The 12,917-nt window shown below is 65.6% G+C and carries 11 protein-coding genes; all 11 read right to left on the bottom strand.

The genetic code is table 11. The features are described 5' to 3' along the window. Positions 1-77: 77 nt before the first annotated feature. A complete protein-coding gene (locus ASE11_RS03460) occupies positions 78-1,826 on the bottom strand; it encodes an acyl-CoA dehydrogenase family protein (protein WP_056266140.1) in 1,749 nt (582 codons plus the stop codon). A 113-nt stretch (positions 1,827-1,939) separates the two neighbouring features. Beyond that, positions 1,940-2,956 (bottom strand): NADP-dependent oxidoreductase, encoded by a 1,017-nt coding sequence (locus ASE11_RS03455; protein WP_056266137.1) that lies wholly within the window; start codon positions 2,954-2,956, stop codon positions 1,940-1,942. Between the two features lie 21 nt (positions 2,957-2,977). Continuing rightward, the gene (locus ASE11_RS03450; protein WP_056266274.1) at positions 2,978-3,406 is read right to left on the bottom strand and encodes a PaaI family thioesterase; all 429 of its coding nucleotides are present in this window, start codon (positions 3,404-3,406) and stop codon (positions 2,978-2,980) included. Positions 3,407-3,506: 100 nt separating this feature from the next. Continuing rightward, positions 3,507-4,298, bottom strand: coding sequence for an SDR family oxidoreductase (locus ASE11_RS03445; RefSeq protein WP_056266133.1), 792 nt, complete (start codon positions 4,296-4,298; stop codon positions 3,507-3,509). 153 nt (positions 4,299-4,451) lie between these two features. Beyond that, complete coding sequence (locus ASE11_RS03440; RefSeq protein ID WP_056266130.1) at positions 4,452-4,754, bottom strand: Dabb family protein; 303 nt, start codon at positions 4,752-4,754, stop codon at positions 4,452-4,454. Then, complete coding sequence (locus ASE11_RS03435) at positions 4,754-6,577, bottom strand: acyl-CoA dehydrogenase (RefSeq protein ID WP_056266127.1); 1,824 nt, start codon at positions 6,575-6,577, stop codon at positions 4,754-4,756. Before ASE11_RS03435 ends, ASE11_RS03440 begins: the two co-directional genes overlap by 1 nt. A gap of 14 nt (positions 6,578-6,591) precedes the next feature. Further along, on the bottom strand, positions 6,592-7,767 hold the full coding sequence (locus ASE11_RS03430) for an acetyl-CoA C-acyltransferase (RefSeq protein ID WP_056266125.1): 1,176 nt from the start codon (positions 7,765-7,767) through the stop codon (positions 6,592-6,594). A 34-nt stretch (positions 7,768-7,801) separates the two neighbouring features. After that, positions 7,802-9,913, bottom strand: a complete 2,112-nt coding sequence (locus ASE11_RS03425) for a 3-hydroxyacyl-CoA dehydrogenase NAD-binding domain-containing protein (RefSeq protein WP_056266122.1) — start codon at positions 9,911-9,913, stop codon at positions 7,802-7,804. A gap of 232 nt (positions 9,914-10,145) precedes the next feature. Beyond that, the gene (locus ASE11_RS03420) at positions 10,146-10,841 is read right to left on the bottom strand and encodes an ABC transporter ATP-binding protein (protein ID WP_056266118.1); all 696 of its coding nucleotides are present in this window, start codon (positions 10,839-10,841) and stop codon (positions 10,146-10,148) included. 9 nt (positions 10,842-10,850) lie between these two features. Beyond that, positions 10,851-11,624 (bottom strand): ABC transporter ATP-binding protein, encoded by a 774-nt coding sequence (locus tag ASE11_RS03415; RefSeq protein WP_056266115.1) that lies wholly within the window; start codon positions 11,622-11,624, stop codon positions 10,851-10,853. Next, positions 11,621-12,913, bottom strand: a complete 1,293-nt coding sequence (locus ASE11_RS03410) for a branched-chain amino acid ABC transporter permease (protein ID WP_082585488.1) — start codon at positions 12,911-12,913, stop codon at positions 11,621-11,623. The genes ASE11_RS03415 and ASE11_RS03410 overlap by 4 nt, the downstream gene beginning before the upstream one ends. Between the last annotated feature and the right edge of the window lie 4 nt (positions 12,914-12,917).

Raw genomic sequence — 12,917 nt, 5'->3', positions numbered from 1 at the left:
CCCTGAGCCTGTCGAAGGGCTCGCCCAGGTGTTGGCGGGGGCTTCGACAGGCTCAGCCCGAACGGAAACTTGGGCGGTCATGAGGGTCTGGCGCGCTGGAGTATGGCGTCGAAGTCGACACCGGCGCCCAGCGAGCCGAAGCTGTGGCCCCACTCACCGCCGATGCGCGAATCGCAAAACGCGCTGAACACGGCGGCGGGTGCGGTCTGGGCCAGCAAGGCGGCCTGCACCGCCAGCGCCACGTCTTGCGCCAGGCGGCGGGCTTCCATCTCGGTGGCCATCTCTTCCACGCGGATGGGCAGTTGCGCGGCGAGCCGGTCCAGCGCCGGGTGCATGCCCCGGGCGGGTGCGATCTCGTGCGCCAGGGCGGCGGCCGCGTCGGCCTTGCGCAGCGCGCGCAACAGGTCGATGGCCATGATGTTGCCCGCGCCTTCCCAGATCGAATTGAGCGGCATTTCGCGGTAGATGCGCGCCATCACGCCCTCGCCGCCCTCCTCCACATAACCGTTGCCGCCCAGGCACTCCATGGCTTCCTGCGCGAAGTGGCTGCCGCGCTTGCAGATCCAGAATTTCGCCACGGGCGTGAGCAGGCGGTTCATCACCTGTTCGTGTGGGTCGCCGGCACGGTCGAAACTGCGCGCCAGACGCAGCGCGAGCGCGGTCGCGGCCTCGGATTCGAGCGCCAGGTCGGCCAGCACGTTCTTCATCAGCGGTTGGTCGATGAGCGTTTTGCCAAAGGCCTTGCGTTGTGCCGTGTGGTTGAGCGCGATGCTCAGCGCCTGGCGCATCAGGCCGCTGGTGCCCAGGGCGCAATCGAGCCGCGTCATGGTGCCCATGGCCAGGATCTGCGGGATGCCACGGCCCTCCTCGCCCACCAGCCAGGCGCTGGCACCCACAAATTCCACCTCGGAACTCGCGTTGGCCTTGTTGCCCAGCTTGTCCTTCAGGCGCTGGATGAAGAGCTGGTTCATCGAACCGTCAGGCAGCACGCGCGGCAGGAACAGGCAACTCAGGCCGCTGGCGGTCTGCGCGAGGATCAGGAAGGCGTCGCACATGGGCGCGGAGAAGAACCACTTGTGGCCGGTGACGCTGAAGCGCTGGCCCCAGGCGTCGCTGCCGGCGGGCTCGGCGCGCGTGGTGTTCGCGCGCACGTCGGAGCCGCCCTGCTTCTCCGTCATGCCCATGCCCATGGTCAGGCCCGCCTTGTCGCGCCAGACCTTGAGTTGCGGGTCGTAGGCGCGGCTGGTGAGGCCCGCTTCCCAGTCTTTGTAGATGGCCGGGTTGTCCTTGAGCGCGGGCGCCACCGCGTAGCTCATGGAGATGGGGCACAGGATGGAAGGCTCGAGCTCGGTGAAGAGCATGAAACCGGCGGCGCGCAGGAGGTGTGAACTCGCTGCACCCTCACCCCAACCCTCTCCCGCCAGCGGGAGAGGGGGCAAGTCACGCGCGCCTGAAGGGTTGTCGGTATTGGCCCCCTCTCCCGCTGGCGGGAGGGGGTTGGGGTGAGGGCTGCCCCAAGCCGCACCATGCAACCCGGCCGCAACAGCCTCCGTCATCAGCGCGTGGTAGCTCGGGTGGAACTCCACCTGGTCCACGCGCTGTCCGAAGCGGTTGTGCGTCTTGAGCTGCGGCGTGTGCACATTGGCCAGCCGCGCGTGGGTCTGCATCTCGCCGCTGCCCACCACAGCGCCCAGCGCATGCAGCGGGGCGGTGTCGAGCGCGGGCGCGTTGAACGCCAGCGCCGACTGCATCGCCCGGTTGGTACTGAACAGGTTGGTATCGACCAGCGGCGCAGGCTGGTTGAACACTTCATGCGTCGCATTCATCACAACACCTCCAACGAGAGCGGCGCCTTCAAACCAGGCCACCGCGGAACCGGCTTTGCCGGGCCGCCAGTGGCGCCCCCCCTGGGGGGTGACGCCGCAGGCGGCGCGGGGGGTTACACCAGCTTGACCAGTTGCTTGCCGAAATTTTTGCCCTTGAGCAGGCCCATGAAGGCCTCGGGCGCAGCGGCCAGACCTTGCGCCACGGTCTCGCGCGGGCGCAGCTTGCCGGTGGCCACCAGCGTGCCCAGCTCGGTGAGGGCCTCGGGCCAGACTTCCATGTGTTCGCTGACGATGAAGCCTTCGATCTTCAGGCGGTTCACCAGGATCAGCGCCGGGTTGGTCAGCGGCAGGGGCTGCCCGTCGTAGCCGGCGATCATCCCGCACACCGCGATGCGGCCGAAGGCGTTCATGCGCAGCAGCACCGCGTCGAGCACCATGCCGCCCACGTTTTCAAAGTAGCCGTCGATGCCCTTGGGGCAGACTTCCTTGAGTGCCTTGGCCAGCGACCACGCGTCCTTGTGCAGCTTGTAGTCGATGCAGGCGTCAAAGCCGAGCTCTTCCACCGCGTACTTGCATTTGTCGGGGCCCCCGGCGATGCCCACCGCGCGGCAGCCGCGCGCCTTGGCCAGTGCGCCAAAGGCACTGCCCACCGCGCCCGTGGCCGCGCTGATCACCACGGTGTCGCCGGCCTTGGGGTTGATGATCTTCACCAGGCCGTACCAGGCGGTCACGCCGGGCATGCCGACCGCACCCAGGTAGTACGACAGCGGCACGTGGGTCGTGTCCACTTTGCGCAAGGCACCCACCTGGTTGGCGTCGACCACGCTGAACTCCTGCCAGCCGCCCATGCCCACGACCTGGTCACCGGCCTTGAACTTGGGGTGCATGGACTCGACCACCTCGCCCACGGTGCCGCCGATCATGACCTCGCCCAGCGGCTGCGAGGCCGCGTAGCTCTTGCTGTCGTTCATGCGCCCGCGCATGTAGGGGTCCAGGCTCAGGAAGTGGTGGCGCACCAGCACCTGGCCATCCTTGAGCGCGGGGGTGTCGGTGGTGACGAGCTTGAAGTTGTCGACGGTGGCTTCGCCTTGTGGGCGGTTGTCGAGCACGATCTGGTGGTTGGTGGGCATGGTGTGACTCCTGTGGAAATATCAGTCTGTGGAAATGCGGTTGAAGGCCTGGGTGCTTCCAGGGCCAACAGGTAGCCGGGCGACGAACTTGAAGGTGCCGGTGGCGTGCGCGCAAAGCTTGCCCGCCGCATCAAAAATGCTGCCTTCGGTGAAGGCCATGGTGGCGGTGCGGTGCAGCAGCTTGCCCTTGGCCAGCAGCGGCCCCTTGGCCGCGCGCATGAAGCTGGTCTTCATCTCGATGGTGACGCAGCCCATGTCGGGCTCGACCGAGCGCGCGGCGTGCGCCATCACCACGTCCAGCAGCGTCATGCTGGCGCCACCGTGCACCACGTCGAAGGAATTCAGGTGGTCATCGGAAGGCTTGAAGGCGATCTCCGCCTCACCGCCTTCGAACTTCTGAAGTTCGAAGCCGAGCAGTTCGACGAAAGGGATGCGGACGCTGAATTTCATGGCCTTGAAGAGATATCCGTTCGCCCTGAGCTTGTCGAAGGGTTCTTGCAATGTGTGTGCGAGGGCTTCGACAAGCTCAGCCCGAACGGTATGGGTGTGGTCAGCCGCCGGTGATGATGCTGACGCCGCCATCGACCGCCAGCCACTGACCGGTGATGTGTTTGCCGGCGTCGCTCGCGTACAGCAGCGTGAGGCCTTTCAAGTCTTCGTCATCGCCCAGGCGGCCCAGCGGTGCGTGCGCGGCCAGGCGCTCTTCGCCCATGGCCTTGAGCGTGCCCATGGTCATCTTGCTCGGAAAGAAGCCGGGGCAGATCGCGTTGACGCGGATGCCGTGAGCGCCCCACTCGGCGGCGAGCGCGCGGGTGAAGTTGATCACCGCACCCTTGGAGGTGTTGTAGGCGATGGTCTTCATGTCGCGCGGGTTGCCGCCCAGGCCGGCGATGGAGGCGGTGTTGATGATGCTGCCGGTTCTGCGCGCGATCATGCTGCGCTTGGCCACGATCTGGCTCAGGATGAAGTAGCTGCGCACGTTGAGGTTCATCACCTTGTCCCAGGCATCCACCGGGTGGTCTTCCGCGGGGGCGCCCCAGGCGGCACCGGCGTTGTTGATCAGGATGTCGATGTCGCCCAGGCGCTGCAGGCTCTCGTCGGCCAGGCGCTGGATGTCTTCTTCCTTCGAGCAGTCGGCGGCGATCCAGCGGGCGTCGATGTTGGCGGCCTGCAGCTCGGCGGTGGCCGCTTCGAGGTCTTCGGTCTTGCGCGAGCTGATCACCACGCGGGCACCGGCTTCACCCAGCGCGTGGGCCATCTGCAGGCCCAGGCCGCGCGAGCCGCCGGTGATGAGGGCGGTCTTGCCCTTGAGGTCGAAGAGTTGGTGGATGGTTCGGGTCATGTTGTTCTCCTTTGGTTTGGGTATGTCAGACGACGCATGAAGCAGCACAGGCCAGGGGCACTGAGGGTCCGGCTTTGCCGGCCCAAGGTGCCGTCCCCCTCCAAGCCGAAGGCGCAAGAGAGGGGGAAGCCGCAAAGCGGCGCAGGGGGTGTTTCATGTCTCATAGTCCATGCACTGGCGCTCCTGAACAACCTTGCGCATGAACGGCTTGAGTGCCACATGCGAAGGATGGGTCTGGTACGCCGCGAGTGCTGCGCGGTCGGTGAAGCTGCTGTTGAGCACCAGATCGTAGGTGCCCTCCAGACCCGGCTGGGCCGTGGCCACTTCAAAGCGTTCGATGCCGGGCACCAGGTGCGCGCAGGCGTCGAGCAGGGCCTTGGCCTTCGCGACGTTGGTGGCCTTGTCGCCCTCGGCGCCCAGGTCCTTGATCTTCCACATGACGATGTGCTGCAGCATCAGAAAGCCTCCTCCGGCAGGGTGGCGCAAGTCTGGTCGCGGCTGCTCACCACCTGCAGCCAGGCGCCGATTTTCGGCAGCTCGTAGTGGAAAAAGAAGCGCATGGCCGCCAGCCGGCCGGTGCGTGCGTTCGACTCGGGCGCTGCGTGCGCGGCCACCGCCACGTCCAGCCACACCCAGGCCAGCACGGTGTGGCCAAAGGCCTGCAGATACGGCACGGCATTGGCCAGCGCATCGGTCGGTTCGCCGGTGGCCCAGGCGGCCTTGGTCGCAGCCCCCACCTGCGCGAGCGCCTGGCCCAGCGCGTTGGCATGGGCCGCAAATTCGGGAATGTGGATCGCGCGCTGGATGGCGCCGTTGATGCGCCCGGCCAGCAGCGTGAGGCCTTTGCCACCTTCCATCAGCACCTTGCGGCCCAGCAGGTCCATGGCCTGGATGCCGTGCGTGCCCTCGTGGATCATGTTCAGGCGGTTGTCGCGCCAGTACTGTTCCACCGGGAAATCGCGCGTGTAGCCGTAGCCACCGTGGATCTGGATCGCGAGGCTGTTCGCCTCCAGGCACCACTCGCTGGGCCAGCTCTTGGCGATGGGCGTGAGCACCTCCAGCAACAGGCGCGCGTCGTCGGCCGTGGCCGCATCGGCTGTGTGTTGTTCGTCCACCAGGCGCGCGCAATACAGCTCGAGCGCGAGCGCGCCTTCGCAATACGACTTCTGCGCCAGCAGCATGCGTTTCACGTCGGCGTGTTCGATGATGCGCACCGGTGGCTGGGCGGGGTCCTTGCCGGCGGGGCCCATCGGGCGACCCTGCGGGCGGTTCTTCGCGTAGTCAAGGCTGGCGAGATAACCCGCCATGCCCAGCATGGTCGCGGCCATGCCCACGCCGATGCGGGCCTCGTTCATCATGTGGAACATGCAGTGCAGGCCCTTGCCGGCCTGGCCCACGAGGTAGCCCACGGCACCCGCCTCTCCGCCAACGGGGTACTTGCCTTCGCCGAAGTTGAGCAGCGTGTTGGTGGTGCCGCGCCAGCCGCACTTGTGGTTCAGGCCGGCCAGCGCCACATCGTTGCGCTCGCCGGTCAACTCACCCGCGGCGTTCACCATTTTCTTGGGCACGATGAAGAGCGAGATGCCACGCGTGCCGGGCACGAGCTTGCCATGCTCATCGGGAATCTTGGCCAGCACCAGGTGGATGATGTTGTCGGTCAGCTCGTGTTCGCCGGCCGAGATCCACATCTTGTTGCCCTTGAGGCGGTAGCGCGGGCCGAGCGGGTCATCGGCAAAGTCGGCGCCATCGGGCACGGCGCGCGTGGACACGTCGCTCAGGCTCGATCCGGCTTGCGGCTCCGAGAGGCACATGGTCCCCGAGAAGCGGCCCGAAAATTCGTTGAGCGCAAACACCTGTTTCTGCGCCTCGGTGCCGTGCACCATGAGCAGGTTGGCGTTGCCGGTGGTGAGCATGCCGCTGCCGATGCTGACCGACGCCATGGCAAAGAAGGCGTTGGCCGCGGCCTCCACCGTGTAGGGCAACTGCATGCCGCCCACCTCGTAGTCCTGCGCAGCGCTCAACATGCCCGAGCCGGCGTAAGCCTTCTGCGCATCGTGGGTGGCCTGCGGCAGGATCACTTTTTCGCCGTCGAAGTGCGGCTCCTGCGTGTCCACCAGGCGGTTGAACGGCGCGTACTTCTCGCGCGCAATGCGTTCGCAGGTGTCCAGCACCGCATCAAACGTTTCGCGGCTGTGATCCGCGAAACGCTCGCGCTGCTGCAGCGTTTCGACGTGCAGCCAGTCGTGCAGCAGGAAGTCGACGGTCGGGCGCAGAGTCATGTTGCGCCCCGGTGTCAGAGAACTTCGAACACACCAGCGGCGCCCATGCCGCCGCCGATGCACATCGTCACGCAGACGCGCTTGGCGCCACGGCGCTTGCCTTCGATCAGCGCATGGCCGGTCAGGCGCTGGCCCGACACGCCGTAGGGGTGGCCCACCGCAATGGCGCCGCCGTTGACGTTGAGCTTGTCGCCCGGGATGCCCAGCTTGTCGCGGCAGTAGATCACCTGCACGGCGAAAGCTTCGTTGAGTTCCCACAGGTCGATGTCGCTCACCTTCAGGCCCAGGCGCGCGAGCACTTTGGGGATGGCGAACACCGGACCGATGCCCATTTCATCGGGCTCGCAGCCCGCCACTGCGAAGCCGAGGAACCGGCCCAGGGGCGTGAGGCCACGCTTCTCCGCCATGGTCTCGTTCATGATCACGCAGGCGCCGCCGCCGTCGCTGAACTGGCTGGCGTTGCCGGCCGAGACCAGGCCGCCCGGCAGGGCCGAGCGCAGGCCGTGGATGCCTTCAAACGTGGTGCCGGCGCGAATGCCCTCGTCGTTCTCCACGGTCACCTGTTTCGTCGTCAATCCCATGACCTTGTCGGCCACGCCGGCGGTCACGGTGATGGGGGCGATCTCGGCCTTGAACAGGCCCGCCTCCAGCGCGGCCGTGGCCTTCTGCTGGCTGGCGGCGCCGTACTCGTCCATGGCATCGCGGCCGATGTTGTAGCGCTTGGCCACCTGCTCCGCGGTCTGCAGCATGTTCCAGTAGATCTCGGGCTTGTTTTTCGCGAGCCATGGGTCGGCCAGCATGTGGGTGTTCATTTCCTGCTGCACGCAAGAAATGCTCTCCACGCCGCCGGCCACATACACATCACCCTCGCCGGCAATGATGCGTTGCGCGGCCATGGCAATGGTTTGCAGGCCCGACGAGCAGAAGCGGTTGACTGTCATGCCCGAGGTGGTGATGGGCAGGCCTGCGCGCAATGCAATCTGGCGCGCGATGTTGGCGCCGGTGGCGCCCTCGGGGTTGGCGCAACCCATGATGACGTCGTCGACTTCGGCGGCTTCGATGCCGGCGCGGGCAACGGCGTGCTGCACCGCGTGGCCGCCCAGGGTGGCTCCGTGGGTCATGTTGAAGGCGCCCTTCCAGCTCTTGGCCAGGGGTGTGCGGGCGGTGGAAACGATGACGGCGTTGGTCATGAAATGTTCTCCTGTTCGGTCTTGTGCTGTGGGATCAGTTGAAGGTCTTGCCTTCGGCGACCAGGCGTTTGAGAAGCGGGGCTGGTTCCCAGAATTTCGCGTCGTCCAGCGGGTTCTTCGCAAAGCGCTTCATGCTCTGCACCACGTTGAACAGGCCCACGGTGTCGGCGTAGATCATCGGGCCGCCGCGGTGCGCGGGGAAGCCGTAGCCGAAGATGTAGACCACGTCGATATCGCTGGCCTTGTTGGCAATGCCCTCTTCCAGGATGTGCGCGGCTTCGTTCACCAGCGAATACACCAGGCGCTGCACGATCTCCTCGTCGGAGATCTTGCGCGGCGTGATGCCGAGCGAGGCGCGGTGGTCCTCGATCATCTTCACCACCTCGGCGTTCGGGATCGCGTCGCGCTTGCCCGGCACGTAGTCGTACCAGCCGGCGCCGGTCTTCTGGCCGTAGCGGCCCTTCTCGCACAGCAGGTCGGCCGTCTTGCTGTACTTCATGTCCGGCTTTTCCTGGTAGCGGCGCTTGCGGATCGCCCAGCCGATGTCGTTGCCCGCCAGGTCGCCCATGCGGAACGGGCCCATGGCCATGCCGAACTTCTCCATCGCCTTGTCGACCTGCTCGGGCGTGCAGCCTTCGTCGAGCAGGAAGCCGCCCTGGCGGCCGTACTGTTCGATCATGCGGTTGCCGATGAAGCCGTCGCACACGCCGGAGACCACGGCTGTTTTCTTGATCTTCTTGGCCACGGTCATCACGGTGGCCATCACGTCCTTGGCGGTTTTCTCACCGCGCACCACTTCCAGCAGCTTCATCACGTTGGCCGGGCTGAAGAAATGCAGGCCCACCACGTCCTGCGGACGCTTGGTGAACGAGGCGATCTTGTTGACGTCCAGCGTCGAGGTGTTGGAGGCCAGGATCGCGCCGGGCTTCATCACGCGGTCGAGTTCCTTGAACACGGCTTCCTTGACGCCGATTTCCTCGAACACGGCCTCGATCACGAGGTCGGCCGAGCCGATGTCGTCGTAGCTCAGCGTGGTGCTCAAGAGCGCCATGCGCTGTTCGTATTTGTCCTGCTTGAGCTTGCCCTTCTTGACCTGGGCCTCGTAGTTCTTGCGGATGGTCGCGATGCCGCGGTCCAGCGCGTCCTGCTTCATCTCCAGGATCTTCACCGGGATACCGGCGTTGAGAAAGTTCATGGAAATACCGCCGCCCATGGTGCCGGCGCCGATGACGGCGACCGACGCGATCTCGCGCTTGGGCGTGTCTTCGGGCACGTCGGGGATCTTGCTCGCGGCGCGTTCAGCCGTGAACAGGTGACGCAGCGCGCGGCACTCGGGCGTCCACATCAGGTTGATGAAGATCTCGCGCTCGAAGGCCATGCCGTCGTCGAATTTCTTCTTGGTGGCGGCTTCCACCGCGTCCACGCACTTGGCGGGCGCGGGGAAGTTCTTCGACATGCCCTTGACCATGTTGCGGGCAAAAGCAAAGTACGCGTCGCCCAGCGGGTGCTTGCACGGCAGGTTGCGCACCTTGGGCAGCGCGCTGCCGTCGGCGTGTTTGGCGGCCATCTCGCGCGCCAGCGCCAGGGCTTCTTCGGCCAGGCTTTCGGGCGAAGCGGCCATCTTGTCGAACAGCTTCTGGCCGGGCAGCATGGCCAGCATTTCGCTCTTCACCGGTTCACCGCTCACGATCATGTTGAGCGCGGGCTCCACACCCAGGGCGCGCGGCAGGCGCTGCGTGCCACCGGCGCCGGGAATCAGGCCGAGCTTGACTTCGGGCAGCGCAATGCTGGTGCCGGGCGCGGCAATGCGGTAGTGGCAACCCAGGGCCAGCTCCAGGCCACCACCCATGCACACGCTGTGGATGGCGGCGATGACGGGCTTGGACGTGTTTTCCACGGCGAGGATCACCGACAGCAGGTTGGGCTCGGCCAGCGCCTTGGGCGAGCCGAATTCGCGGATGTCGGCACCGCCCGAAAACGCCTTGCCGGCGCCGGTGATCACGATGGACTTCACGGCCGGATCGGCCTCCGCCTTCTCCAGGCCAGCGGCAATGCCCTGGCGCGTGGAAAGACCCAGACCGTTGACCGGCGGGTTGTTCATGGCGATGACGGCGACATCGCCGTGGACCTGGTACTCAGCGGTCATGGAATCTCCTTCGTTGTTGGCGGAAACGGGTGCCCAGGGGCATTGACTGTGATGTTCTTCCCGAAAAAGAACGATCGTTCGATTCTAGGAACTTGCTGCGCTGCCGCAAGACCCAATTGTCGCCAGTGAGTCAGGTAGCGGAGCGCACTCCCGGCGCCGGGCCGCCCCAAGCCGGGAGCGCCCCTTTGGGGGGCAGCGACTCGCGAAGCGGCGGAGCGTGGGGGCCATGTGTCTAGACCTCAAGCCATTCTTTGCGGATCTGAGCGTCGGCACGAAGCGTCTCGGGCGTGCCTTGGAACACGATGCTGCCGTGCCCCATGACCAGCACCCGGTCGGAAATGCTCAGGGCAATGGTGAGCTTTTGCTCGATCAGCAGCACCGACACGCCGCGTGCCTTGAGCTTCTGGAGGTACTCGGCCACCAGTTCCACGATCTTGGGTGCGAGGCCCTCCGTGGGCTCGTCGATGATGATGAGGTCGGGGTCGCCCATGAGGGTGCGGCACAGCGTGAGCATCTGCTGCTCGCCGCCCGAGAGCACGCCGGCTTCGGTGTGCTCGCGCTCCTTCAGGCGCGGGAACATGGCGTACATGTCGTCAAAGCTCCAGCGGGCACCCAGCCCCTTGCCCTTCTGGCCGAGCAGCAGGTTCTGGTGCACGGTGAGCTTGGGGAAGATGTCGCGGTTTTCGGGCACATGGCCGATGCCCAGGTGCGCGATTTCAAATGGCTTCTTGCCCAGGATGGGCTTGCCTTGCCATGCCACGCTGCCGGTGGCCTCCACCAGGCCCATGATGGCCTTGGCAGTGGTCGAGCGGCCCGAGCCGTTGCGGCCCAGGAGGGCCACGATCTCGCCCTTGCCGACCGAAAACTGCACGCCGTGCAGCACGTGGCTCTTGCCGTAGTAGGCGTGAAGGTCTTGTATCTCAAGCATGGTGTGTCCTCAGTGGCCTGCCGCCTGTTGATCCGCCAGCACCGAGCCCAGGTAGGCTTCCTGCACACGCGGGTTGGCGCGCACGGCTTCGGGTGTGTCGAAGGCGATCACTTCGCCATACACCACCACCGCAATGCGGTCGGCCAGGCCGAACACCACGCCCATGTCGTGCTCCACCGTCAGCAGCGTCTTGCCCACCGTCACCTCGCGGATCAGGTCGATGAAGCGGCTGGTTTCGCTCTTGCTCATGCCGGCCGTGGGTTCGTCCAGCAGGATCACCTGCGCGCCACCGGCGATGGTGATGCCGATCTCCAGCGCGCGCTGCTCGGCGTAGGTGAGGTTCATGGCCAGCGTGTCGTGCTTGCGCTCCAGACGAATCATGCGCATGAGCTCTTCGGCGCGGTCGTTGGCGTCCTTGAGGTTGGCGAGGAACTTCAGGAAGGTGTACTTGTAGCCCAGGCTCCAGAGCACGCCGCAGCGCAGGTTCTCGAACACGCTGAGCTTGGGAAAGATGTTGGTGATCTGGAAGCTGCGCGAGAGGCCCAGGCGGTTGATCTCGAACGGCTTCAGGCCGTTGATGCGGTGGCCGCCCAGCATCACGTCGCCGCTGCTGGGCTCGAAACGGCCCGAGATCAGGTTGAACAGCGTGGACTTGCCCGCGCCGTTGGGGCCGATGATGGCCACGCGTTCACCCGGATTCACCACCAGATTGACGCCGCGAATGATGTCGGTCTTGCCGAAGCTCTTGCGCAGGTCGCGCAGTTCGAGGGCGGGTGTCGTCATATTGCATCCCGCTGTTGTGTGTGTTGTTCGATCGTCACCTGGATGTCGTGCCACTGGAGCATGAAGCGCCGGCGCACCAGTTCAAACAAGCCCAGGCCCACCAGCATCATGACCAACGCGCCCACCCAGCTCGTCACGCCGCGGGCGTCCAGGTTCACCCCCAGAAAGCGCAAGGCAGTGTCCTGCCCCGCATTGAGCTGCAGGTGGTACATCATTTCGATCATGGCGCCGGCACCGGCCAGCATGATCAGCCCCGCGACGGCCAGCAACGCATAACTGCCCAGCACGCGCTTGAGCAGACCGTATGCCGCCACGCGCACATTCATCATGATCAGGCTGGCCACGCCACCGGGCGCGTACATCACCATGAACAGGAAGATCAGGCCCAGGTAGAGCAGCCAGGCTTTGGTGAGCTCCGACAGCAGCACCGAGGCCAGCACCATCAGGATGCCGCCGATGATGGGGCCGAAGAAGATGGTGGCGCCGCCCAGGAAGGTGAACAGCAGGTAGGCGCCCGAACGTCCGGCGCCCACCACCTCGGCGGTGACGATCTCGAAGTTGAGCGCGCCCAGGCCGCCCGCGATGCCGGCGAAGAAGCCGGCGATCATGAACGACAGATAGCGCACCTTCTGCGTGTTGTAGCCAATGAACTCCACGCGCTCCGGGTTGTCGCGCACGGCGTTCAGGATGCGGCCCAGCGGCGTGCGCGTGAAGGCGAACATGAGCCCGACGCAGATGAAGGTGTAGACCGCGATCAGGTAGTACACCTGCCGCGGCGGGCCGTAGGTGATCCCCATGAAGGCCTCGCCGATCACCCGGTTGCCCGACACGCCCGCTTCGCCACCGAAGAACTCGGAGAACATGAGCGACATTGCAAACACCAGCTCAGCCATGCCCAGCGTGATCATGGCAAAGGTGGTGCCGGCCTTCTTGGTGGTGACGTAGCCGAACAGGATGGCGAAGAACAGGCCCGCCACGCCGCCCACCAGCGGCAGCAGCGTCACGGGAATGGGCAACTGCCCACCCGCCGCCGCGTTGAGCGCGTGCATGGCCACATAGGAGCCCAGCCCGGTGTAGACCGCGTGGCCGAAGCTCAGCATGCCGCCCTGCCCCAGCAGGATGTTGTAGGACAGGCAGGCAATGATGGCGATGCCCATTTGCGACAGCATGGTCACCGCGAGGTTGCTGCTGAACACGAAAGGTGCCACCAGCAGGACCGCGGCAAAGAGAGACCAGACGGTCCAGCGGCCCTTGTTGAAGCCGGTTGTGGTGTGTTGCATGTTGCTCATCTCG

It is taken from the genome of Hydrogenophaga sp. Root209, assembly GCF_001428625.1.
GTDB lineage: Bacteria > Pseudomonadota > Gammaproteobacteria > Burkholderiales > Burkholderiaceae_C > Hydrogenophaga.
Note: the sequence above shows the minus strand (reverse complement) of the source record. Positions and strands in the feature narration are given on the sequence as shown.